At 71.3% G+C, this 22,648-nt stretch carries 21 protein-coding genes; 12 read left to right on the plus strand and 9 right to left on the minus strand.

Going from position 1 to position 22,648, the window contains the following annotated elements; genetic code table 11:
* Nucleotides 1–54 precede the first annotated feature (54 nt).
* Nucleotides 55–1,662 (minus strand): acyl-CoA carboxylase subunit beta, encoded by a 1,608-nt coding sequence (locus ACQPXD_RS04450; RefSeq protein WP_432835077.1) that lies wholly within the window; start codon nucleotides 1,660–1,662, stop codon nucleotides 55–57.
* Nucleotides 1,663–1,696: 34 nt separating this feature from the next.
* Between ACQPXD_RS04450 and ACQPXD_RS04455 the strand changes: the two genes are divergently transcribed.
* The gene (locus ACQPXD_RS04455) at nucleotides 1,697–2,533 is read left to right on the plus strand and encodes a biotin--[acetyl-CoA-carboxylase] ligase (protein WP_432843630.1); all 837 of its coding nucleotides are present in this window, start codon (nucleotides 1,697–1,699) and stop codon (nucleotides 2,531–2,533) included.
* A 68-nt stretch (nucleotides 2,534–2,601) separates the two neighbouring features.
* Nucleotides 2,602–3,141, plus strand: a complete 540-nt coding sequence (locus ACQPXD_RS04460; protein WP_432835079.1) for a PH domain-containing protein — start codon at nucleotides 2,602–2,604, stop codon at nucleotides 3,139–3,141.
* A 30-nt stretch (nucleotides 3,142–3,171) separates the two neighbouring features.
* Here ACQPXD_RS04460 and ACQPXD_RS04465 read toward each other — a convergent pair whose 3' ends face one another.
* Entirely contained in the window at nucleotides 3,172–3,813 is a 642-nt protein-coding gene (locus ACQPXD_RS04465; RefSeq protein ID WP_432835081.1) for a GtrA family protein, read from the minus strand.
* A 61-nt stretch (nucleotides 3,814–3,874) separates the two neighbouring features.
* A complete protein-coding gene (locus ACQPXD_RS04470) occupies nucleotides 3,875–4,351 on the minus strand; it encodes a GtrA family protein (protein ID WP_432835082.1) in 477 nt (158 codons plus the stop codon).
* A gap of 261 nt (nucleotides 4,352–4,612) precedes the next feature.
* Between ACQPXD_RS04470 and ACQPXD_RS04475 the strand changes: the two genes are divergently transcribed.
* The 9 genes from ACQPXD_RS04475 to ACQPXD_RS04515 all read left to right on the plus strand — a co-directional run bounded on the left by ACQPXD_RS04475 (nucleotide 4,613) and on the right by ACQPXD_RS04515 (nucleotide 15,840).
* Nucleotides 4,613–6,439, plus strand: a complete 1,827-nt coding sequence (locus ACQPXD_RS04475) for a phosphoenolpyruvate carboxykinase (GTP) (RefSeq protein ID WP_432835084.1) — start codon at nucleotides 4,613–4,615, stop codon at nucleotides 6,437–6,439.
* 135 nt (nucleotides 6,440–6,574) lie between these two features.
* Nucleotides 6,575–7,345 (plus strand): isoprenyl transferase, encoded by a 771-nt coding sequence (locus ACQPXD_RS04480; RefSeq protein WP_432835086.1) that lies wholly within the window; start codon nucleotides 6,575–6,577, stop codon nucleotides 7,343–7,345.
* A 1,151-nt stretch (nucleotides 7,346–8,496) separates the two neighbouring features.
* Nucleotides 8,497–9,843, plus strand: a complete 1,347-nt coding sequence (locus ACQPXD_RS04485) for a PhoH family protein (RefSeq protein WP_432843632.1) — start codon at nucleotides 8,497–8,499, stop codon at nucleotides 9,841–9,843.
* 226 nt (nucleotides 9,844–10,069) lie between these two features.
* Complete coding sequence (locus ACQPXD_RS04490) at nucleotides 10,070–10,783, plus strand: lytic transglycosylase domain-containing protein (RefSeq protein WP_432835088.1); 714 nt, start codon at nucleotides 10,070–10,072, stop codon at nucleotides 10,781–10,783.
* A gap of 65 nt (nucleotides 10,784–10,848) precedes the next feature.
* Nucleotides 10,849–11,517: a rhomboid family intramembrane serine protease gene (locus tag ACQPXD_RS04495; RefSeq protein WP_432835090.1), complete on the plus strand. Its 669-nt coding sequence runs from the start codon at nucleotides 10,849–10,851 to the stop codon at nucleotides 11,515–11,517.
* A gap of 10 nt (nucleotides 11,518–11,527) precedes the next feature.
* Complete coding sequence (locus tag ACQPXD_RS04500) at nucleotides 11,528–12,496, plus strand: NAD(P)/FAD-dependent oxidoreductase (protein WP_432835092.1); 969 nt, start codon at nucleotides 11,528–11,530, stop codon at nucleotides 12,494–12,496.
* Nucleotides 12,497–12,551: 55 nt separating this feature from the next.
* Nucleotides 12,552–13,952, plus strand: coding sequence for a sensor histidine kinase (locus tag ACQPXD_RS04505; RefSeq protein ID WP_432835094.1), 1,401 nt, complete (start codon nucleotides 12,552–12,554; stop codon nucleotides 13,950–13,952).
* Nucleotides 13,949–14,362, plus strand: coding sequence for a response regulator (locus ACQPXD_RS04510; protein ID WP_432835096.1), 414 nt, complete (start codon nucleotides 13,949–13,951; stop codon nucleotides 14,360–14,362). Before ACQPXD_RS04505 ends, ACQPXD_RS04510 begins: the two co-directional genes overlap by 4 nt.
* Nucleotides 14,359–15,840: an ATP-binding protein gene (locus tag ACQPXD_RS04515; RefSeq protein WP_432835098.1), complete on the plus strand. Its 1,482-nt coding sequence runs from the start codon at nucleotides 14,359–14,361 to the stop codon at nucleotides 15,838–15,840. The genes ACQPXD_RS04510 and ACQPXD_RS04515 overlap by 4 nt, the downstream gene beginning before the upstream one ends.
* 9 nt (nucleotides 15,841–15,849) lie before the next feature.
* Here the strand turns inward: ACQPXD_RS04515 and ACQPXD_RS04520 are convergent, their stop codons facing one another.
* The gene (locus tag ACQPXD_RS04520) at nucleotides 15,850–16,380 is read right to left on the minus strand and encodes a DUF4245 domain-containing protein (protein ID WP_432835100.1); all 531 of its coding nucleotides are present in this window, start codon (nucleotides 16,378–16,380) and stop codon (nucleotides 15,850–15,852) included.
* A gap of 92 nt (nucleotides 16,381–16,472) precedes the next feature.
* On the opposite strand from ACQPXD_RS04520, the gene glpX reads away from it, so the two are divergent.
* Entirely contained in the window at nucleotides 16,473–17,459 is a 987-nt protein-coding gene (gene glpX / locus ACQPXD_RS04525) for a class II fructose-bisphosphatase (protein ID WP_432835102.1), read from the plus strand.
* A gap of 1,070 nt (nucleotides 17,460–18,529) precedes the next feature.
* On the opposite strand, the gene ACQPXD_RS04530 is transcribed toward glpX, so the two are convergent.
* From ACQPXD_RS04530 to ACQPXD_RS04550, 5 genes are read right to left on the minus strand one after another with little or no spacing between them, the layout of a single operon-like run.
* Nucleotides 18,530–18,724, minus strand: coding sequence for an exodeoxyribonuclease VII small subunit (locus ACQPXD_RS04530; RefSeq protein WP_432835104.1), 195 nt, complete (start codon nucleotides 18,722–18,724; stop codon nucleotides 18,530–18,532).
* Complete coding sequence (locus ACQPXD_RS04535) at nucleotides 18,721–19,485, minus strand: GNAT family N-acetyltransferase (RefSeq protein ID WP_432835106.1); 765 nt, start codon at nucleotides 19,483–19,485, stop codon at nucleotides 18,721–18,723. Before ACQPXD_RS04535 ends, ACQPXD_RS04530 begins: the two co-directional genes overlap by 4 nt.
* A gap of 2 nt (nucleotides 19,486–19,487) precedes the next feature.
* A complete protein-coding gene (gene xseA / locus ACQPXD_RS04540; RefSeq protein WP_432835108.1) occupies nucleotides 19,488–20,708 on the minus strand; it encodes an exodeoxyribonuclease VII large subunit in 1,221 nt (406 codons plus the stop codon).
* Between the two features lie 10 nt (nucleotides 20,709–20,718).
* Complete coding sequence (locus ACQPXD_RS04545) at nucleotides 20,719–21,360, minus strand: response regulator (RefSeq protein ID WP_432835110.1); 642 nt, start codon at nucleotides 21,358–21,360, stop codon at nucleotides 20,719–20,721.
* The gene (locus tag ACQPXD_RS04550; protein ID WP_432835112.1) at nucleotides 21,348–22,583 is read right to left on the minus strand and encodes a sensor histidine kinase; all 1,236 of its coding nucleotides are present in this window, start codon (nucleotides 22,581–22,583) and stop codon (nucleotides 21,348–21,350) included. The genes ACQPXD_RS04545 and ACQPXD_RS04550 overlap by 13 nt, the downstream gene beginning before the upstream one ends.
* Nucleotides 22,584–22,648: the final 65 nt, after the last annotated feature.

A 22,648-nucleotide genomic window follows, 5' to 3' on the forward strand; every position in this document is an offset into this window, starting at 1 on the left:
CGGATATGTCGGGCGCGCTCTTTGCGCCCGACATATCCGACGTGAGGGTTTGTGCTATAGAGGGATGTTGCCGTGCTTCTTCGGGGGGAGGGATTCGCGCTTGGTGCGCAGCAGGCGCAGGGCGCGGACGATCTCGACGCGGGTCGTCGACGGGGGGATGACGCTGTCGACGTAGCCGCGCTCGGCGGCGATGTACGGGTTGGCCAGCGTGTCCTCGTACTCCTGGATCAGCTCGGCGCGTGTCGTGGCCGGGTCGGCGGAGTCGCGCAGCTCCTGGCGGTACAGGATGTTCACCGCGCCCTGGGCGCCCATCACCGCGATCTGGGCCGTCGGCCAGGCGAAGTTGAGGTCGGCGCCCAGGTGCTTGGAGCCCATGACGTCGTAGGCGCCGCCGTAGGCCTTGCGGGTGATGACCGTCACCTTCGGTACCGTCGCCTCGGCGTAGGCGTAGAGGAGCTTGGCGCCGCGGCGGATGATGCCGTCCCACTCCTGGCTCGCGCCCGGCAGGAATCCTGGCACGTCCACGAACGTGAGGATCGGGATGTTGAAGGCGTCGCAGGTGCGCACGAAGCGGGCCGCCTTCTCCGAGGCGTCGATGTCCAGGCAGCCGGCGAAGTGCATGGGCTGGTTGGCCACGATGCCGACGGGGTGGCCCTCGACGCGGCCGAAGCCGACCACGATGTTCTGCGCGAACAGGGGCTGCACCTCGAGGAAATCCTCGACGATCGCCTCGATCACCAGGTGGACGTCGTACGGCTGGTTCGCCGAGTCCGGGATGACGCTGTCGAGCGCCAGGTCCTCGTCGGTGACCTCCAGCGCCGCCGGGGCGGGCACGACGGGGGCGTCGTCCATGTTGTTGGACGGCAGGTAGGAGAGCAGGGCGCGCACGTATTCGATCGCGTCGTCCTCGTCGGCGGCGAGGTAGTGCGCGTTGCCCGACTTCGTGTTGTGCGTGCGCGCGCCGCCCAGCTCCTCGAACCCGACGTCCTCGCCGGTCACCGTCTTGATGACGTCCGGGCCGGTGATGAACATGTGCGAGGTCTGGTCGACCATGACGGTGAAGTCGGTGACAGCGGGGGAGTAGACCGCGCCGCCGGCGCACGGGCCCATGATCAGCGAGATCTGGGGGATGACGCCCGAGGCGCGGACGTTGCGGAAGAAGATCTCGCCGTACAGGCCGAGCGAGACGACGCCCTCCTGGATGCGCGCGCCGCCGCTGTCGTTGATGCCGACGACCGGGCAGCCGATCTTCATGGCCAGGTCCATGACCTTGACGATCTTCTCGCCGAACACCTCGCCGAGGCTGCCGCCGAAGATGGTGAAATCCTGCGCGAACACGCACACCTGGCGGCCGTCGACGGTGCCGTAGCCGCTGACGACGCCGTCGCCGTACGGCCGGGTCTTCTCCAGGCCGAAGGCGGTGGACCGGTGCCGGGCCAGCTCGTCGAGCTCCACGAACGAGCCCGGGTCGAGCAGCAGGTCGATGCGCTCGCGGGCGGTCTTCTTGCCCCGGGCGTGCTGTTTCTCCACGGCGCGGGCGGAGCCGGCGTGGACCGCCTCCTCGGAGCGGCGAACCAGGTCGGCGAGCTTTCCGGCCGTCGTGTGGATGTCGCTGGTGCTGCCGGCGTGGGTACCGACCTGCTCAGTGGTCACGCTCGGCATCGTAGTTGGGCCGGCATAGGGTCGGCTTGTGAACATTTCCACCGGTGCGTACTCGGACCTCGATCGTCCCCCGCTGCACGCGGCGGCGCTGCGCCGAGCGCTGGTCGTGCCCGGCGGGCTGTGGACCGACCTGCGGGTCGTCGAGGAGACCGGCTCGACCAACGCCGACGTCACGGCCGCGGCCCGCGAGGGCGCGCCCGAGGGGCTGGTCATCGTCGCCGAGCGGCAGACCGCCGGGCGCGGCCGGCTGGGCCGGCAGTGGCAGTCCCCGGCCCGGGCCGGCATCGCGGTGAGCGTGCTGCTGCGCCCCGCGGTACCGGTGGGGCGGCTGGGCTGGCTGCCGCTGCTCGCCGGGGTCGCGCTGACCGAGTCGGTGCGCCGGGTGGCACGCGTCGACGCGTACCTGAAGTGGCCCAACGACCTGCTGCTGCACGGCGACCGCAAGACGGCCGGCATCCTCGCCGAGGCGGTCGGCGACGGGGCCGTGGTGGTGGGCATCGGGCTCAACACCACGCTGCGCGAGCCCGAGCTGCCGCGCCCCGACGCCACGTCGCTCGCGCTCGGCGGGGCGGAGAGCACCGACCGCGACCCGCTGCTGCGGGCGCTGCTGCGCGCGATGGCCGAGTGGTACTCCCGCTTTACCGACCACGACGGCGACCCGGAGGCGTCGGGGCTGCGGGAGGCGTACGTCTTCCACTGCGGCACGATCGGCCGCCGGATCCGCGCCGAGCTGCCCGGCGGCGGGGCGCTGGAGGGCCTGGCCACGGGGGTGGACGGCGACGGCCGGCTACAGGTCAGCGACCGGTTCGGCACGGTGCACGCGATCGCCGCCGGGGATGTCGTACACGCGCGGTTGGATACGACCGGGTAGTCAATGCCGCGCAGTGGCGCCCAGGGTCTAGCCTCACCTGCGACATTCATGAACGAGGAGGGGTTGGCGTGGGGTTCCCGGAAAGCGTCCTGACCAAGGACGAGCAGGTGGTGCTGCACCTGCACCCCCACTGGAAGGCGCTGTTCCTGCCGGTGGTCTGGACGGTCCTGGCCGTCGCGGCCGTCATCGCGGCCGCGATCTTCACCGGCTGGGCCGCGATCGTGCTGCTCATCCTGGCCGGCGTGGCGGTCGTGCTGATCGTGGTGGTCACCGTGTGGCCGTGGATCAAGTGGCGGACCACGCACTATGTCTTCACCAACGAGCGGGTGATCATGCGCAGCGGCGTGTTCTCGCGCAGCGGCCGCGACATCCCGCTGGGCCGGGTCAACGACGTGTCGTTCTCGCACACGCTGTTCGAGCGCATGCTCGGCTGCGGCACGCTGACGATCGAGTCGGCCGGTGAGCGGGGTCAGGTCCAGCTCACGGACCTGCCGCAGGTGGAGAAGACCCAGAGCGTGCTCTACGAGCTGGTCGACGCCGACCGGCAGAAGCACACCTTCGGCGACGACGACCGCGACGCGCTCGTCAAAGAGATCAAGAACGACTGAGACTGAGCCGGCCCCCGCCGGAGCGGCGCGTCAGCGCTTCGCGGCGGGGGTCTCCAGCTCGTCGGCCGGCTGCCGGGGCGCCGGGGCCGGCACCGCGGAGTCCTTGAACGCCGCCTCCAGCTGCTCCATCTGGCGCTCGTCCGGCGCGACGACCGCGGTCTCGGAGAACGCCACCTCCAGGGCCTCGATCTCGCGCTCCTCGGCGCTGAGGGCGGGCTGCTTGCCGGCGGTGAAGACGAACGTGCGGTACGCCCAGAATCGGAAGATCATCGCGAGCCCGATGCCGACGGCGTTGGCGATGTTGAACGCCAGCCGGTCGCCCGGGTTGGACTCGCTGAAGTGCAGGCCATACTTGGCCACCGCGAGCCCGGCCTCCTGGATCAGCAGGCCGACGCCGTTGAGGGCGAAGAACATGGCATATTCGCGGCGCACCCCGGTGCGGTCGCGGTCCTGATAGGTCCACTGCCGGTTGAGCACATAGGACACCGTCGTCGCGACGACCGCCGCCACGATCTTGGCCTTCAGCGGGCCGACGAACAGCAGGACGTTGACCAGGGCGAAGTCGACGACCGTGTTCACCGCGCCGACCGCCGCGAACTTGAACAGCTCGGTCGCTAGTGAGCGGTACCGCTCAGGGATGTAACGATCGCGAAGACTGCTGGCAAAGCGCACCGGCCCACCTTACGGTAAGCGACCAAACCCCGTGCGCCCTGGCCGCCGGATGCGGGCCAGGTCACCCCGCGGGCTCGTGCTCCGGCTGCTTACGGAAGACGATGTGGCGGTACGACAGAAACCGGAACGTCGTGCCCAGGACCAGCCCAACTCCGTTCTTGGCGATGTTGTCGGCCAGCTGCGAGGTGTACCCCAGGCCGTAGTGGGACACCCACAGGCAGGCCATCGCGATGCCCCATCCGCAGAGGTTAAAGAGGAAATACAGAGCGTATTCACGGCGGAGGTCGGTGCGCGCCCGGTGGCGCCAGGTCCAGAACCGGTTGCCGAGGAACGCGGCCGACGCCGCGACCGTCATCGACACGGTGCCGGCGGCGATCGGTGGCATGAGGTGGTAGAGCAGGTTGAACACGCCCGTATCGATGACGAAGGTCACCGCGCCGATCGTGCCGAACTTGCCCAGCTCGTGGACCAGGCCTTCGAAGCGCGTATAGAGCCGCGACACCAGCGAGGCGCGCGGCGTGGACTGTAGGTCCGTCACGTTGCACAGGGTAAGCCACGCAGTGATTGCGCAGTGGTGCGCGGGAAACGAAAAGTTCGCGCGGAATTCTGCGAACGGGCACGAGATTCTCCGGCTCTTGTGCAGCTTTTCACAAGCTCCCGCGGTGCCGGGCCCAGCTCACCGGCATACGCTGATCCAAATCGGTTGGAACTTTCACGACGCGCTTCGCACCATCGCGCGCCGCGCTGCAGCGCATCTTCCAACACGTGTAGGTCAATGCCGACCACGAGGAGTCACGCAATGGTTGCCCCGGTTTCCGTGTCCGGCCTGGATCAGGCACCGACTGCCCATCCCCAGCTGCTCGCGTGGGTACGCGAGGTCGCCGAGCTGACCACACCCGAACGGGTGGTCTGGTGTGACGGCTCCGAGCAGGAGTGGCGCCGCATCACCGACGAGCTGGTCGAGCGCGGGGCCCTGGTGCGCCTGGCCGCCAAGCCGAACTCCTTCTGGGCCCGCACCGACCCCTCCGACGTGGCCCGGGTCGAGGAGCGCACCTTCATCTGCTCGGTCGACGAGGCCGACTCCGGGCCGACCAACAACTGGCTGGCGCCGGATGAGATGAAGCGGCGGATGACCGAGCTGTACGACGGGTGCATGCGCGGCCGGACCATGTACGTCATCCCGTTCTGCATGGGCCCGCTCACCGCGGAGAACCCGATGTTCGGCGTCGAGATCACCGACTCGCCGTACGTCGTCGCGTCAATGCGGATCATGACCCGGATGGGCGCCGCCGTCACCGAGCGGATGGGCACCGACGCGTCGTTCATCCCCTGCCTGCACTCGGTCGGCGCGCCGCTGGAGCCCGGGCAGGAGGACGTGGCCTGGCCGTGCAACGACACGAAGTACATCTCCCAATTCCCGGAAACCCGGGAGATCTGGAGCTACGGGTCCGGCTACGGCGGCAACTCGCTGCTGGGCAAGAAGTGCTACTCGCTGCGCATCGCCAGCGTCATGGGGCGCGACGAGGGCTGGCTTGCCGAGCACATGCTGATCCTCAAGCTGACCGCGCCCACCGGTGCGGTGAAGTACGTCGCCGCGGCCTTCCCGAGCGCGTGCGGCAAGACCAACCTGGCGATGCTGGAGCCGACGATCCCGGGCTGGAAGGTCGAGACCCTCGGCGACGACATCGCCTGGATGCGCTTCGGCCAGGACGGGCGGCTCTACGCGGTCAACCCCGAATACGGCCTGTTCGGCGTCGCGCCTGGCACCGACTGGAAGACCAACCCCAACGCCATGCGTACCCTGGCCAAGGGCAACTCGATCTTCACCAACGTGGCGCTCACCGATGACGGGGACATCTGGTGGGAGGGCATGGGCGAGCCGCCCGCGCACCTGACCGACTGGCGCGGCGAGGACTGGACGCCCGAGTCCGACCGCCCGTCGTCGCACCCGAACTCGCGCTTCTGCACGCCGATCGAGCAGTGCCCGATCCTGGCGCCGGAGTACCAGGACCCCAACGGCGTGCCGATCGACGCCATCCTCTTCGGCGGCCGGCGCAAGACGACGATCCCGCTGGTCACCGAGGCCCGCGACTGGGTGCACGGCGTCTACCTGGGCGCCACGCTGTCCAGTGAGACCACGGCCGCGGCCGTCGGGCAGGTCGGCGTGGTGCGCCGGGATCCGATGGCGATGCTGCCGTTCATCGGGTACAACGCCGGTGACTACTTCTCGCACTGGATCGACATGGGCAAGGGCGACGGCGGGGACGCCGACAAGCTGCCGCGGATCTTCTACGTGAACTGGTTCCGCCGCGGCGAGGACGGGCGCTTCCTCTGGCCCGGCTTCGGCGAGAACTCCCGGGTGCTCAAGTGGGTCGTCGAGCGCATCGACGGCACCGCGGCGGCCGTGGAGACCCCGATCGGCGCGGTGCCGGCGCCCGGCTCGCTCGACGTCGACGGCCTCGACGTTTCCGAGGAAGATCTGGCGGCGGTACTGCGGGTGGACCCCGCCGAGTGGCGTGCCGAGGTACCCCAGATCGTGGAGTGGTTCGAGAAGTTCGGCGAGAAGTTGCCCGGCGTCCTGTGGGCCGAGCTCGACGCCCTGCGGGCCCGCCTCGGCGACGCCTAGCCATATCCCCACATAACAGCAGGTCAGCGGCCGGTCACCCAGGTGATCGGCCGTTGGTGGGTTTATTGATTCGGTACTGTCCAGTCCCCGGCAGGCGGTGTTGCTTCGCCCGGGAGGTCGCTAGTCTTTGCTGCCGTGAGTCTGCGTGACGCGGTTTACGCGCTGTACGAGAAGCGTCTCGCCCGAAGGCTGCTCGGCAAGCCGAAGCCGCATCACGTCGGCGTGATTGTCGACGGTAACCGCCGCTGGGCGCGCGAGATGGGTTATGTCGACCCCAATGACGGCCACCGCGTCGGCGCCGAGCGGATCAAGGAGCTCCTCCGCTGGTGTGACGGCGCGGGGGTGAAGCACGTCACCCTGTGGCTGCTGTCCACCGACAATCTCTCCCGCTCCGCCCAGGAGCTCGACCCGCTCCTGCAGATCATCGAGAACCTGGCCGCCGACCTGGCCTCGGAGCGCAACCCGTGGCAGCTGCGCATGGTCGGCGCCCTGGACCTACTGCCCAGCTCCACCGCCCACGCCCTGAAGGCGGCCGAGGAGAAGACGGTCGACCGCACCGGCGGCGCCCAGGTGAGCCTGGCCGTGGGCTACGGCGGCCGCCGCGAGATCGCCGACGCGGTCCGCTCGCTGCTGCACGAGCACGCCAAGGCCGGCACGACGATCGAGGAGCTCGCCGAGATCCTCGACGTCGACCACATCTCCGACCACCTGTACACGCGCGGCCTGCCCGACCCGGACCTGGTGATCCGGACCAGCGGGGAGCAGCGGCTGTCGGGCTTCCTGCTGTGGCAGAGCGCGCACTCGGAGTTCTACTTCTGCGACGTGCACTGGCCGAGCTTCCGCCGCACCGACTTCCTGCGGGCCCTGCGCTCCTACGCCAACCGCCAGCGCCGCTACGGCGCCTGACCGCGCCTCTCCTGCCAGCGCCGCCCCGAACGATAAATCCAGACGCTCCGCGTCCGGATTTATCGGACTTATACCCCGACAGGCGAAAAGTCCGATAGGCGGCTTCCCGCGCCACGCCACGCCGCGGGCGGCCGGCGGCGCGGCCGGGCGGGAGGGGCGGCCGGGCGGGAGGGGCGGCCGGGCGGGTGGCGCGGCGCGGGCGGGAGGCCGGGAGGGGCGGGCGGGGCGGCGGGGTGGAGACCGGTCGGTGGTCCGTCGAGGCCGGGTCGGTGGTCCTTCGCCGCACGGTCGCCGCGGCTGGCGACGGTTGTTGCCGCGGCCGGCCCGAGTTGCCCCGCCAGCCGGTCGAGGCCGGATCGCGCCTGCTTCGGCCCGCGCGAAGCGCTGCGGCGGAGCGCACCGGCGTCGTGCGGGCGGATATCTCCGTGATCATGCACGTTGCCGCGGCCGCACCATGGGTTTGCCATGATCCCGGAGACTTGTGGTACACGGGGGTACATCAGCACTCCGTGATCATGAAAAACCGTTGGTGTCGGTGGCGGTGCGGCATGATCACGGAGACTTCCTGCCTCCACCGCGCTTCGCGCGAACCCGTGGCTGGGCGGGGTGGTGGCGCGGCGCCGGATCGGTTCCGGTGGCGTGCCTGGCCGGCCCGCGCGAAGCGTTGCGGGGGTCAATGGTCCGTCGGAGCATTGGGGCATCGTCGTTGTGTGTAGGGTAAATCGGGCGAATACCCCGTCGGGCGAAAAATCCGATAAGTCGTGGCGCGGAGCGCCCGACTTATCGGGGGCTGGACCAGTGGGCGAAGCGGGGCGGAAAGAGCACGAGGGCTGCAGTTTGTCGGGCGTTAGGCCCTGATCGGTTGGGAATCATGGTCACGATCTAGTGGATTTTGCCGGTACCGGTTAGCGTCATTGCTGTGGCGGGGGTTTTCCCCGGCATCCGAGGCCCGGACCGAGCGAACGCATGTGAAGCCACGGGGCCAAGCACCCGACCCCGTGCGGGCGTCGGAGGACGCGAGAGCGGGCGGCGAGGTGCCCGCCCCCGGAGATCCCGTGACCGTTCGCCGTAGTCCGTCAGCATCCTCCCCCTCCTCCACCGCGGAGCCGGCGCCAGCCGCCGCGACACCAGAGCAGCCCGCGGTGCGACCCGTGAAGGCCGTCCGGCGAACCCGGAAGAAGGCCGAGGAGGCCGCCCTCCCTCTGCGGCGCACGTTCGTGTTGGACACCTCCGTGCTGCTGTCCGATCCCGGCGCGTTCCTGCGCTTCGGCGAGCACGACGTCGTCCTGCCGCTCGTGGTCATCTCCGAGCTCGAAGGCAAGCGCCACCACCCCGAGCTGGGGTACTTCGCGCGGCGCTCGCTGCGCTTCCTGGACGATCTGCGGGCCAAGCACGGGCGGCTGGACGAGCCGCTGCCGCTGACCGACGCGGGGGGCACGCTGTGGGTCGAGCTCAACCACGCCGACCAGCACGTGCTGCCGGCCGGGTTCCGGGCCGACACCGACGACGCGCGGATTCTGGCCGTGGCGCTCGCGCTGCAGGCCGAGGGCAAGGACGTCCTGCTGGTCACGAAGGACATGCCGCTGCGGGTGAAGGCCGGCTCCGTCGGCCTGGCCGCCGACGAGTATCAGCCCGGGCCGGCCGGCGATCACACCTGGACCGGCATGGTGGAGCTGGGCATCGGCGAGGGCGACGTCAAGCGGCTGTACGCGGGGGAGGCCGTCGACCTGGACGGCGCCGGGGACCTGCCGGTGCACACCGGGCTGGTGCTCGCCTCGCCCAACGGGTCGGCGCTGGGGCGGGTCGGGGTGGACAAGTCGGTGCGGCTGGTGCGCGGCGACCGGGAGGCGTTCGGGGTGCGCGGTCGCTCGGCGGAGCAGCGGATCGCGCTCGACCTGCTGCTCGACGACTCGGTCGGCATCGTGTCGCTGGGCGGGCGGGCCGGCACCGGCAAGTCGGCGCTGGCGCTGTGCGCGGGGCTCGAGGCCGTCATGGAGCGGCGCAAGCACAAGAAGGTCATCGTCTTCCGGCCGTTGTACGCCGTGGGCGGCCAGGAGCTGGGCTACCTGCCCGGCAACGAGGCCGAGAAGATGTCGCCCTGGGCGCAGGCGGTCTTCGACACGCTGGGCGCGCTCGTGCACGACAACGTGATGGAGGAGGTCGCGGCCCGGGGCATGCTCGAGGTACTGCCGCTGACCCACATCCGCGGTCGCAGCCTGCACGATGCATTCGTCATCGTCGATGAGGCGCAGTCGCTTGAGCGAGGGGTACTGCTGACCGTCCTGTCCCGGATCGGGTCCAACTCGCGAGTGGTCTTGACCCACGATGTTGCGCAGCGTGACAACCTCCGGGTGGGTCGGCACGACGGTATCGCCGCGGTGATCGAGGCGCTGAAGGGCCATCCGCTCTTCGCACATGTCACCCTCACCCGTTCGGAGCGTTCTCCGATCGCCGAGGTCGTCACGGATCTGCTGGAAGACCTGCCGTTCGAGCGGTAGGCGCCGCCAGACTTCAGGGGAACCGCCCGAAATGCGCCGTGATTAGAATCACATAAGGTAGCGTTTGGGTTCTCACCTTCGAATGCACTAGGCGAAGGTGGGGCTTGAGCGCGTGACGCCCGAACATCGGCATCAGGCGCTCACGGTGCGTAATGGCCCGGATGGGTGATCCCGTCCGGGCTCATTCCCGAAAGGGATCTCGGCACCGTTTCCCTGTCCCCGACGAATGGATGACTTCGTGATCCGGCTGTGGAACCGGGTCGGCAAAGTCCGGGCCATCTCGGCCGTCGCGATCCTCGCGGCGCTGCTGGGCGGGCTCGTGATCGCCAACCGACTGACCCAGCACGACGCGTCCGCCAGCCCGGCCAAGGCCGCCGGCGCCGCGTTCCCGCTCTCCTCGTCGTCCGCGACCCCGTCCGCGTCGCACGACCCGGTGAACATCGACGAGGCCGACGCCTTGGCGAAGGCGAAGGACGCCGCCTCCGACGCCTCGGCCGAGGCCAAGGCCGCCGACGACGAGGCCCGCAAAAAGGCCGAGGAGGCCGCGAGCCGCTCGAACCAGCGCACCACGACGACCACGAGCGCCCCGCCCACGAACTCCCCGCCGAAGTACCCGGTGCCGAGCTCCTGCAACGTGTACTCGGGCAACAAGAAGGTCGGCTGCGCCGTGCTCGTGGCCTACGGCTTCGGGCTCGACCAGATGCCCTGCCTCGAGAAGCTGTGGGACAAGGAGAGCCACTGGAACGTCAGTGCCTCGAACAAGAGCAGCGGCGCGTACGGCATCCCGCAGGCCGTGCCGGGCAGCAAGATGGCCACCGTCGGCGCCGACTGGAAGACCAACCCCGAGACCCAGATCCGCTGGGGCCTGAACTACATCAAGAGCAGGTACAAGACTCCGTGCGGCGCGTGGTCGCACAGCCAGTCCTCCGGCTGGTACTAAAAGCCAGGGCCTCGATCGCCACGCCACCGGTGGCGCCGCTTGCGCGGACCTGTTACATCAGTGGCGTGGCGATCGACCCTGAGCGGCAGTCCGACCCGACGCGATTCGGCACCGAGGCGTTCTACGCCTCCATCGGCCGGGCGTTCGTGGCCATGTGCGCGTTCGTCCCGGTGCTGTTCCTCATCGAGTACTTCGACCGCCTGTCCGGGCACCGCCTGGACCAGGAGGGCGGCATCCGGCCCCACCACGTCGACGGCCTCGACGGCATCGTGTTCGCGCCGTTTCTGCACGTGAGCTTCGACCACGTGCTGGCCAACAGCATCCCGCTGATCCTGCTGGGCACGTTCGTGCTGGCCGCGGGCGCCGGCCGGTTCTGGCTCACCACGGTGTTCATCGCGATCGTCGCCGGCGTCGGGGTGTGGTTCACCGGGGCCGGCAACAGCGTCGTGGTCGGCGCCAGCGGGGTGATTTTCGGGTACCTCGGCGTCATCCTCATGCGCGGCGTGGTCGAGCGCAGCTGGTGGCACATCGCGGTCGGCCTGCTGATCGGTCTGCTCTACGGCTGGCAGCTCACCGGCGTCCTGCCGGGTGACCCGGAGATCTCCTGGCAGGGGCACTTGTTCGGATTTGTCGGCGGGCTGGTCGCCGCGATCCTGTTCCGCCGGCGCCGGCCGCGCAACTCCCGACCGGTCAACTCGGACGACACCCTTTCACTCGGCCCCGACCTGTCGTAGCGTCTGGCCCATGCGCGAAGTTGACCTCGCCATCGTGGGCGCGGGACCGGCGGGGCTGTTCGCCGCCTACTATGCGGGATTCCGAGGCCTGTCCACCGCGATCATCGACGCGCTGCCCGAGCCGGGTGGGCAGGTCACCGCGATGTACCCGGAAAAAATGATCTTCGACGTCGCCGGCTTCCCGGGCATCCGCGGCCGCGACCTGGTCGCCAACCTCGTCGACCAGGCCGCCCAGTTCAACCCGGAGTACCTGCTCGGCGTGCGGGCCGACGGCCTGTCCTATGAGGAAGAGCGGCCGGTGCTCACCCTCTCCGACGGCCAGGTGCTGCACTGCGGTGCGGTGCTCATCACCGGCGGCCTGGGCAGCTTCACGGCCCGCCCGCTGCCCGCCGCCGAGGGGTTCGCCGGCGAGGGCCTGGTGTTCTTCGTGCCACACCTGGCCGACCTGGCCGGGCACGACGTGGTCATCGTCGGCGGCGGCGACTCCGCCTTCGACTGGGCCCTCGCGCTGCAGCCGATCGCCAAGTCGGTGACCCTGGTGCACCGGCGCGACAAGTTCCGCGCGCACGCCTCGACCGTCGCCAAGGTCCAGGCGCTGCCGGTCGAGATCATCGTCAACGCCGAGGTCACCAAGATCCACGGCGACGACCGCTGCAGCGGGGTCGAGGTGGTGGTCCGCAGCGGGGAGGTGCGCACGCTGCCCGCCGACACGGTGGTGGCCGCGCTCGGGTTCACCGCCGACCTCGGGCCGCTGGCCGACTGGGGCCTGGAGCTGTCCAAGCGGCACATCCTGGTCGACTCGACCACGGCCACCAACCGGCCGAGGGTCTTCGCCGCCGGAGACATCAGCGAGTACCCAGGAAAAGTCCGCCTGATCGCCGTGGGCTTCGGCGAGGCGGCGACCGCCGTCAACAACGCCGCCGTGATCATCGACCCGGCCGCGCACCTGTTCCCCGGCCACTCCTCCGACAACGGCTGAACCACCCGGACCGCAACCTCTCAACCGCCGTCGGGCACCGCCGATGTGAACAGGCGTGGTGGGCGTCCGTCTCCAGGTCTGCGGCGTGCTGGCGCTCGGGCTGCTGCTCTCCGGCGGCCTGGGCCTGCTGATGCACCGCGTCGAGCTGGACGGCGCCGACGGCCACCTCGACGACGGCATGTTCTTCGGCGGCCTGGCGCTCACGCTGGTGATGGCGGCGCTGGTGTACACCCTGGCCACCTCCCGCCGCCGGGCCGAGGAGGGGGTCGAGCGCGCCACCGCCGGGCTGCGCGCCGCCGGGGAGCGGCTGCGCTCGTCGGAGGAGCTGCTGCAGCTGCTGCTGGACGGCGCGCGCGACTACGCCATCTACATGCTCGACCCGGACGGCCGCGTGGTGAGCTGGTCGAGCAACGCCGAGCGGCTCAAGGGGTACCGCGGCGAAGAAATCATCGGCGAGTCCTACACCCGATTCTTCACGCCCGAGGATCGCGCGTCGGGGCTGCCGGGCCACCTCCTGGCGCAGGCGGCCGAGCGGGGCCGGGTCGAGATCGACGGGCCCCGGCTGCGCCGGGACGGCACCCGGTTCTGGGCGCACGGGCTGCTCAGCGCCGTGCGCCGGCCGGACGGGTCGCTGCGCGGCTACGTCAAGGTCACCCAGGACGTGACCGCCCGCCGGCGGGCCGACCAGGTCATCGCCCGGCTCAACGCCGACCTGGAGCAGCGGGTCGCGGAGCGCACCGCCGACCTGCGCGAGGCCAACGCGGAGCTGGAGTCGTTCTCCTACAGCGTCTCGCACGACCTGCGGGCCCCGCTGCGCGCCGTCGACGGCTTCGCCAAGATGCTCGCGCTGGACTACTCGGCCGTGCTGGACGACCGGGGCCGCCGGTACGTCGGGCGGATCCGGGCCGGCGCCCAGCACATGGGTGAGCTCATCGACGGGCTGCTGGCGTTCTCCCGGCTGCAGCGGCAGGAGCTGGCCCGCCGCCCGGTGCGCCTCGACCGGCTCGTCGCGCAGCTGTGGGAGGAGCTCGCGGTCGAGCGCGGCGACCGGGACGTCGAGCTGGTCGTCGGCGAGCTGCCCGACGCGCTCGGCGACCCGCGGCTGGTCCGGCAGGTGGTGGCCAACCTGCTGGGCAACGCGGTGAAGTACACCCGCGACGCCCACCCGGCCCGGATCGAGGTCGGGCACCAGGTGACCAGCGACGGGGAGGCGACCTACTTCGTGCGGGACAACGGCGCCGGCTTCGACATGCGCTACGCGGACAAGCTGTTCAAGGTGTTCCAGCGGCTGCACTGGGCGGAGGACTACGAGGGCACCGGGATCGGCCTCGCGCTCGCGCACCGGATCGTGCACCGCCACGGCGGGCAGATCTGGGCCGACGCGGCGCCCGGGGCGGGGGCCACCTTCTGGTTCACCCTGCCGGTGCACGTACCGGCGCTGGAGCCGGCGCGATGAACCGGGTGCTGCTCGTCGAGGACAACCCCGACGACCTGGAGCTGGCCCGCCTCGCCTTCGCGCGCGGCCGGTTCGGCACCGCGGTCGACGTGGCGCGCGACGGCGCCGAGGCGCTCGACTACCTCTTCGCGCCCGGTCAGGAACCGCCCCAGGTGGTACTCCTCGACATCAAGCTGCCGCTGGTCGACGGCATCGACGTGCTGCGCCGGGTGAAGAGCGACCCGCGGACCCGGCACATCCCGGTCGTCATGCTCACCTCCTCGGCCCAGGACCGCGACCTGCACGCCTGCTATGAGCTGGGGGCCAACAGCTACATCGTCAAACCCGTCGACATGGAGCACTTCATGGCCGCCGTCAACAAGATCGGCGCGTACTGGCTGGGCCTCAACCTCACCGACCAGAGCTCATGAAGATCCTGCTCCTCGAGGACAGCCCCGACGACGCCGAGATGCTCGTGGACGAGCTGCGGCGGGCCGGGTTCGCGCCCACCTGCCGGCGGGTCGAGGCGCGCGCGGAGTTCCGGTCCGCCCTCGCCGACGTCGCCGGTCCGCCCGACGTCATCCTCGCCGACTACTCCCTGCCGCAGTTCAACGCCCTGGAGGCGCTGGAGGTGCTGCGCGCCGCCGGCCTGGAGATTCCGGTCATCGTGGTCAGCGGCGCGCTGAGCGAGGAGGCGTGCGTCGACGCGCTGCGCCACGGCGCCGTCGACTACCTGCTCAAGGACCGGCTGAGCCGGCTCGGGTCGGCGGTCGAGCACGCGCTGTCGCAGCGGCGGCTGCTCGCCGAGCGCCGCCGCGCCGAGCTCACCTTCCGGGCGGCCTTCGACCACGCGCCCGTCGGCATGGCCGTCACCGACCTGGCCGGCCGGGTGCTGCAGGTCAACCAGGAGCTGTCCCGGATGACCGGCCTGGGGCCCGCCGACCTCCTGCCCGCCATGATCTGCGACGACGACCGGCCGCTGGTCGAGGAGCGGCTCAAGCGGCTCGTCGCCGGCGAGGCCGACCGGGTCAGCACGCAGCTGCGGCTGACCCGGGCCGACGGCTCGATGCTCTGGGGCCAGTACTCCGCGTCGCTGATCGGCGGCGAGGCCTCCAGCGTGGTGCACCAGATCGCCGACGTCACCGACCGGCGCCGGGCCGAGGAGGCGCTGCAGCGGCAGGCCGAGAAGCTCGCGCGCACCAACAGCGAGCTGCAGGAGCTCGACCGGCTCAAGAGCGAGTTCGTGGCCACGGTCTCGCACGAGCTGCGCACGCCGTTGACGAGCATCCGGGGGTACACCGAGATCCTGGCCGACAGCGACGCGACCGCGCTCGGCCCGACCGAGCGCAAGATCGTGGCGATTATCGACCGCAACGGCCGGCGCCTGCTGGACCTCATCGAGGACCTGCTCACGTTCTCCCGGATCGAGTCGGGCACGCTCACCCTGTCGGTCGGGCCGGTGTACGTCCGGCAGCTGCTCGACGCGGCCGGCGAGGCGATCCGCCCGGCGCTGGAGACGGCCGGGCTCCAGCTCCTGCTCGACGTGGACGAGCACATCCCGGTGCTGCAGGGCGACGCGGAGCAGCTGGAGCGGGTGGTGCTGAACCTGCTCGACAACGCCGTCAAGTTCTCCGACCCGGCGGGCACGATCACGGTCACCGGCCGCGAGCGCGACGGCGAGGTCGTCGTCTGGGTGCGCGACACCGGCGTCGGCATCCCCGACCACGAGCAGGGTATGATCTTCAACCGCTTCTTCCGCACCGCCGACGCGCAGCAGCGCGCGATCAAGGGCAGCGGCCTGGGCCTGGCCATCTCGAAGGCGATCGTCGAGGCCCACGGCGGCTGGATCGCCCTCGAGTCCATCGAGGGCAGCGGCACGACGGTGGGCTTCGGTCTCCCGACGCCCTGAGCGCTCGCGTTATGGCTTGAGGCTCTCGGCCAGCTGCTGGAGCTGGCCCTCCTTCGCCTGGCCGACGATGATCACTGTGCGCGGGCCGGTGGTCTGCACGATCGCGCGCTCGCCCGGACGACCCTGCGAGTAGCGCTGCCACTGCGCGCCGGCGATCGTCACCTCCCCGTCGGCGTGGGCGTCCTGGCCGACGACGGCCGGCACGAGTACCGACGCGGGATTGGCACTTTCGGCCAGCTGCAAGGCGCCGTCGTCCGGGGCGTTGAACCCGAGCCGGAGGACGCCGTCGGTGTAGGTCGCCGACGCGATCCGCCAGCCCGGCGGCAGGCCCTCGGGCTTGAGCAGCTCGAACTGCCCGGCCCGCTGCACCGAGCCATACGCTTCGCCCGGATCGACGGTGGGCGGGGTTTCGTGGCCGAGATACCGGTAAAAGGCGACGATCAGGAACACCGGCACGAGCAGGACCAGCATGGACAGCGCCATGTCCCGGGGGCGGCGGGCCCTGGTCTCCCGGGTCGGCTGCTGTGTCGGAGTTGCCACGTGACCATCTTGACAGGCCGCGGGCGCCAGGTCCCTGTCAGGATTGCTCTGTTACCGAACACACCCACGCAACGACGCGCGAGGAGTGCACGATGAGTCGTGAGATGGACCGGAACCTGGCTCTCGACCTCGTCCGGGTGACCGAGGCGGCGGCGATGGCGGCCGGGCGCTGGGTCGGCCGGGGAGACAAGAACGGCGGAGACGGCGCGGCCGTCGACGCGATGCGCCTACTGATCAACTCCCTGCCGATGAAGGGCACGGTGGTGATCGGCGAGGGCGAGAAGGACAACGCCCCGATGCTGTACAACGGCGAGACCGTCGGCGACGGCACCGGCCCGGAGGTCGACGTGGCGGTCGACCCGGTGGACGGCACCACACTGATGAGCAAGGGCATGCCCAACGCCCTGGCCGTGCTGGCGGTGGCCGAGCGGGGCGCGATGTTCGACCCGTCGGCCGTCTTCTACATGGAGAAGCTCGCCGTCGGCCCGGACTGCGCCGACGTCGTCGACATCGAGGCCGGGGTGGAGGAGAACCTGCGGCGGATCGCCAAGGTGAAGCGCTCCAGCGTCTCCGAGCTCACCGTCTGCATCCTGGACCGCCCGCGCCACCAGGACCTCGTCCAGCAGGTCCGCCAGACCGGCGCCCGCATCCGCTTCATCTCCGACGGCGACATCGCGGGCGCGATCAGCGCCGCCCGCGAGGGCAGCGAGACGGATGTGCTGATGGGCGTCGGCGGTACTCCGGAGGGCATCGTGGCCGCGGTCGCCCTAAAATGCATGGGGGGCGCCATCCAGGCCAAACTGTGGCCGCGCGATGACACCGAGCGCGAGAAGGCCTTGGCCGCGGGCCACGACCTGTCGCGCGTCCTGCACACCGACGACCTGGTGAGCGGCGACAACATGTTCTTCTGCGCCACCGGCGTGACCAGCGGCGACCTGCTCAAGGGCGTCCGCTACCGCTCCGGCGGCGCCTACACCCAGTCCATCGTCATGCGCTCCCGCTCCGGCACGATCCGCTGGATCGACTCGTTCCACCGCCTGGAGAAGCTGCGCGCCTACTCCCTCGTCGACTTCTCCTAATCCTCCGGCAGCGCCGCGGGGCCCCACCCCGCGGCCCAGCCCTCACCCCGCACCACCCTCCCGCAGCCCGTGCGCCCCAGCCTCCCCGTGCTGCCGCACGGCGCCTGCGGCTACGGGGGCCAGCGGCGGGGCGGGTCAGTCTGCGGCTTGCGGGGCGCGGCGGCCCCGGGTTGCGCGGCGGCCTGCGGCTACGGGGGTCAGCGACGGGCCGGGGACGGTCTGCGGCTGGCGCGGCGGCTTGCGGCAGCGGCTTGCGGCAGCGGCTTGCGGCAGCGGCTTGCGGCGGGGTGGCGGCCTTCGGTCGCGCGGCGGCGGGCTGCGGCTTGCGGGCGGCGGCCAGCGGCGCGGCGGCGTCTCGGCGATGCGGCGTTACGCGAGCCAGTTGCGGTTGTGCCGATATGTCGGGCGACTCCGTCGCCGCGACATATCGGATTTTTCGCCTGTCGGGCGATAAGTCCGATAAGTCCGGATGCGAAGCGTCTGGACTTATCGCTGAACTCGTGTCGGGCCCTGGCGGGCCACGGCGTAGGGACACTGGCGCCCCGATGCGACCGAAACTCTCCGTGATCATGCCGGACTCGCCACCGACACCACCGGTTTTTCATGATCGTGGAGCAAACATGTACACCCGTGTACCTTATGTTTCCGCGATCATGGCGAACCGCGGTGCGGCCGTGGCAACCCGCATGATCACGGAGATATACCGCGCGCCAAGTCCTCCCAGATCGGGTTTAACGGATTTCCCGCCTGCCAGGCGAAATATCCGGAAATCATATTATTTGGGCGAAGTTGGCCCAGGCGCGGGCAGAGTGGGAGCGGTGCCAGCGGCCGGGGAAGCGGTGCTCGGGAAGAGCGCTGCGGGGCGAGCGCGAGGATACGGCGGGCTCGGGCTGCGTCGGGCACAGCGCGGGGTGAGTGCGGTGCTGGGGCGAGTGCGGCGGGGCGAGTGCGGCGCGGGGCGCGGGCGGCCGGGCGACGGCGGCGCGGCGCGGGCGCGGTGTGGGGCGAGGGTGGCGTGGAGTCGGGGGCGTGGGGCCGGGCGGTGGTGGGGGGAGTGGGGGCGGAGGGGGTTAGGAGTTGGCGGGTGGGGTGAGGCGGGCGCGGGCCGCGTCGAGCCAGCGCTGGCAGATGGCGGCCAGTTCCTCGCCGCGCTCCCACAAAGCCAGGGACTCCTCGAGGGTTGAGCCGCCCGACTCGAGGCGTTCGACGACGGTGGCGAGCTCGGCGCGGGCCTGCTCGTACGTCACGGCGGCGTTCTCGGTCACGGGGCGATTCCCTCTCCGGAAAGGAACAGTACTGAGTCGGTGCGGCGGTAGCCGACCCGGGCGTAGACGCGCTCCTGCGCGTCGCCGGCCGGGGTCAGGAAGGTCAAGGTTGCGCCGGCGGTGAAGGCGGACCGGGTCAGGTGCAGGGTGAGGGCGCCGCCGAGGCCGCGGCGTTCGTACTTCGGGCGGACTGCGATGCCGGCGATCTCGCTGATGCCGTCCCGTACCGCGACCGCCACGCCGCCGCCGGCCGGCTCGCCGGTGGTGGTGTCCTGCGCTAGGAGCTGGAGCTGGCCCGCGGCGGCCTTCGAGCGGGTGGCGGCGACGTGGGGCGGCGAAGGTGGCGGCTCGCCGAAGGCCTCGTGTTGCGCGGAGAGCATGGCCAGGACCTCGTCGTCCGTCGCGGGAGTCACGAGCACGATGCCGGCCGGGAGCGGCTGGTCGAGTTCGTCGCCCGGAGCGCATGACATGAGGGGTAGCCGGTCGGCGACGGTGAAGCCGGCGGACAGCAGGGCCGGCTCGACGTCGGGGGCCAGGCCCGGCAGGTACTCCAGGCGGGGCACCCGGTCGTGGGCGGCGAAGGCGGCGCGGAGGGCGGCCACGTCGGCGGGGGTCGGGGACGCGAAGGGGTCGGGGATGGCGTAGTTCAGGTAGACGTTGGGGTCGTGCTCGGTGATCGTCACTGTGAACGGGCCGGCGCGCTCCACGGTGCGGCCGGTGCTCGCGCTGGCCAGCATGTAGTCCTGCAAACGGCGGGACATGTTCAGCCCTCCACGATCGCGGACAGGGTGCCGTCGGCGAGCCGGATGCGCAGCGCGTCCTTGGCGGCCACGTCGGAGGGTGCGCGGACGACCGTGCCGTCGTCGCGCTGGACGATGGCGTAGCCGCGCTGGAGGGTGGCCAGCGGTGACAAGGTGCGCAGGCGGGCCAGGGTGTGCCCGAGCTCGGAGCCGGCCCGGTCCAGGCGGTGGGCCAGGCTGCGGGCGGCGCGGTCGCGCAGGGCGGTGACGTCGGCGGCGCGGGTGTCGACCATGGTGAGCGGGCGGGCGATCGACGGGCGGGAGCGCAGCGCGTCGAGGCGGTGCTGCTCGCGGTCGAGCAGGCCGCGCAGGGCGCGGTCGAGGCGCTGCTTGGCCTGGCCGATCAGGCGTAGCTCCTCGGCGAGGTCGGGGACGATCCGTTTGGCCGCATCCGTGGGCGTGGAGGCGCGCACGTCGGCGACGAAGTCGACCAGTGGCACGTCCGTCTCGTGGCCGACGGCCGAGACGATCGGGGTGCGGCAGGCGAAGACCGCCCGGCACAGCGCCTCGTCGGAGAAGGGCAGCAGGTCCTCGACCGAACCGCCGCCGCGGGCCAGGACGATGACGTCGATCGTCTCGTCGCGGTCGAGGACGGCGAGCGCGTCGATGATTTGCGGTACCGCGGAAGGCCCTTGAACGGCCACGTTGATGACCCGGAAGTCCACCGTCGGCCAGCGCCGGCGGGCGTTGGTGAGCACGTCGCGCTCGGCGGCGCTGGCCCGGCCGGTCACCAGGCCGACCCGGCGCGGCAGGAACGGCAGGCGGCGCTTGCGCTCCCGGGCGAAGAGACCCTCGGCCTGCAGCAGCTTTTTCACCTGTTCGAGGCGGGCCAGCAGCTCGCCCAGCCCGACCTGGCGGACCTCGTCGGCGCGCAGGCTCAGCGAACCCCGCGCGGCGTAGAACTCGGGGCGGGCGTGCACGACGATCCGCGCGCCGTCGGAGAGCCCGGGCGCGCCGAGGTCGACGACGTCGCGGTTGGTGGTGACGGTCAGGCTCAGGTCGGCCGACGGGTCGCGCAGGGTGAGGAACACCGTGTTGGTGCCGGGGCGCCGGGTGATCTGCGCGACCTGGCCGTCGACCCAGATCCAGCCCAGCCGCCCGATCCACTGCCCGATCTTCTGGCTGACGACCCGGACCGGCCAGGGCTTGTCGCTCGACGAAGCGGCGCCGTCCAAGTCGGTCATGCCGACCACCCTAACCGCGCAGGTAGGCCAGCACCGCCCGCACCCGCCGGTGTACGTCGTCGTCGGGCGGCAGGTCCAGCTTGGCCAGCAGACCGTTGATGTGCTTGGCCACCGCCGCCTCGCTGACCACCAGGGCGCGGGCGATCGCCGCGTTGGAGCGGCCCTCGGCCATCAGGGCGAGCACCTCGCGCTCCCGCGGGGTGAGCCGGGTGAGCGGGTCGCGGCGCCGGCCGAGCAGCTGCGCGACGACCTCCGGGTCGACCACGGTGTGCCCGGCGGCGACCCGTTCGACCGCGTCGGCGAACTCGGCCACGTCGCCGATGCGGTCCTTGAGCAGGTAGCCGACGCCGGCCCGGCGGCCGGACTCGAGCAGTTCGGCGGCGTACGTCTGCTCGATGTACTGGCTGAGTACGAGCACCGGCAGCGTGCTGTGCTCGGCCCGCAGCGCGATCGCGGCCTGCAGGCCCTCGTCGCTGAACCCGGGCGGCATCCGCACGTCGGTCACCACCAGGTCCGGCCGGTGGTCGCGGACCGCCGCGACGAGCGCCGGCGCGTCGCCGACCGCGGCGACGACCTCGTGACCGAAGCGCCGCAGCAGGCCGGCGATGCCCTCGCGGATGAGCACGCCGTCCTCGGCGATCACGACCCGCAAGGCAGCTCCACGTGTACCACCGTAGGTCCTCCTGCCGGGCTGGCCAGGGCCACCGTCCCGCCCGCCGCGGCCACCCGGTCGGCGAGGCCCGACAGGCCGCTGCCGCGGGCCGGGTCGGCGCCGCCGCGGCCGTCGTCGCGCACCTGCACGGTCAGCCGCCCGGCGGCGGTCGAGGCGACCACCCGCGCCCGGGTCGCGCCGCTGTGCTTGGCCACGTTCGCGAGCGCCTCGACGACGACGAAGTACGCGCACGCCTCCACCGCCGCGGGCAGCCGGTCGGGCAGCGCCGCCTCGACGTCCACCGGCAGCGGGGCCCGGTCGGCGACCTCGCGCAGGGCGGCGTGCAGCCCGCGATCCGCCAGGATTTTCGGGTGTACCCCCCGAATCAGCTCCCGCAGCTCCGCCAATGCCTCCTTGGCCAGCTCGTAGGCCCGCGCGACCGGCTCCGCGGCCGGGGACGACCCGGGCAGCTCCAGCCGGGCCAGGCCGAGCTGCATGCTGAGCGCGAGGAGCCGCTGCTGCGCGCCGTCGTGCAGGTCGCGCTCGATGCGCCGGCGCTCCACCTCGAACGCGTCGACCAGCCGGGCCCGGGACCGGGCGACCTCGGTCAGCCGGGCGTCGGTCTCCATCCGCGGGCCGAGGACGGCCTGGGTGATCGCGGCGCGGGCGGCCGCCCAGGCGCTCATCGGGTAGAGCAGCACGACGCCGAGGACGAGGCCGAACACCGAGCCGGCCAGGGTCAGCGACAGCGGGGAGTCGCGGATGTACAGCGGCCCGCAGACCAGCGCCGACACGCCCCAGGCCCAGACCGCGACGATCATCCCGTCGAGCCAGCACAGGGCGCTGGTCATCAGCATGGTGTACCCCAGCTCGCGCCACGTCGCCGGCTCACCCATCCGGGCGAACAGCCAGCCGCGCAGCCCCGGCCGGGCCGGCGGGCGGTGCGGGTCGGTGAGCCGCACGTCGTCGACGATGCGCACCCGGCGCCGCTCGATGCGGGCCACCACGATGCCGGACAACGCCGCGGCCAGGAACGCGGCCAGCCCGACCACCAGCACGCTGAGCAGGACGCCGAGCACCAGCAGGCCCAGCAGCACCGCGCCGACGGCGAGGCCGAGCACGCCGCCGGTGAGCAGGTACACCAGCGACCGCCACGGCCACCACGACCTCAGGAACCGCGCCGGGGGCAGCCGCAGCGCCTCCGTGACGGATCGGGGCCGCATGCTGCGACGGTACCGGCGGGGGCCCGCGCCGGCGGTAGTGCTGGCGTTACCGTGCGGTCTCACCG

This window comes from Dactylosporangium sp. CA-092794, assembly GCF_050948465.1.
Taxonomy (GTDB): Bacteria; Actinomycetota; Actinomycetes; order Mycobacteriales; family Micromonosporaceae; genus Dactylosporangium.

Bases quoted from the DNA above. Each gene is read 5' to 3' on its own strand.
- ACQPXD_RS04490 (WP_432835088.1), top strand. From the start codon at position 10,070: ATGGATGACTTCGTGATCCGGCTGTGGAACCGGGTCGGCAAAGTCCGG.
- ACQPXD_RS04550 (WP_432835112.1), bottom strand. From the start codon at position 22,583: ATGCGGCCCCGATCCGTCACGGAGGCGCTGCGGCTGCCCCCGGCGCGG.
- ACQPXD_RS04535 (WP_432835106.1), bottom strand. From the start codon at position 19,485: ATGTCCCGCCGTTTGCAGGACTACATGCTGGCCAGCGCGAGCACCGGC.
- ACQPXD_RS04515 (WP_432835098.1), top strand. From the start codon at position 14,359: ATGAAGATCCTGCTCCTCGAGGACAGCCCCGACGACGCCGAGATGCTC.
- ACQPXD_RS04450 (WP_432835077.1), bottom strand. From the start codon at position 1,662: ATGCCGAGCGTGACCACTGAGCAGGTCGGTACCCACGCCGGCAGCACC.
- ACQPXD_RS04510 (WP_432835096.1), top strand. From the start codon at position 13,949: ATGAACCGGGTGCTGCTCGTCGAGGACAACCCCGACGACCTGGAGCTG.
- xseA (WP_432835108.1), bottom strand. From the start codon at position 20,708: ATGACCGACTTGGACGGCGCCGCTTCGTCGAGCGACAAGCCCTGGCCG.
- ACQPXD_RS04475 (WP_432835084.1), top strand. From the start codon at position 4,613: ATGGTTGCCCCGGTTTCCGTGTCCGGCCTGGATCAGGCACCGACTGCC.
- glpX (WP_432835102.1), top strand. From the start codon at position 16,473: ATGAGTCGTGAGATGGACCGGAACCTGGCTCTCGACCTCGTCCGGGTG.
- ACQPXD_RS04500 (WP_432835092.1), top strand. From the start codon at position 11,528: ATGCGCGAAGTTGACCTCGCCATCGTGGGCGCGGGACCGGCGGGGCTG.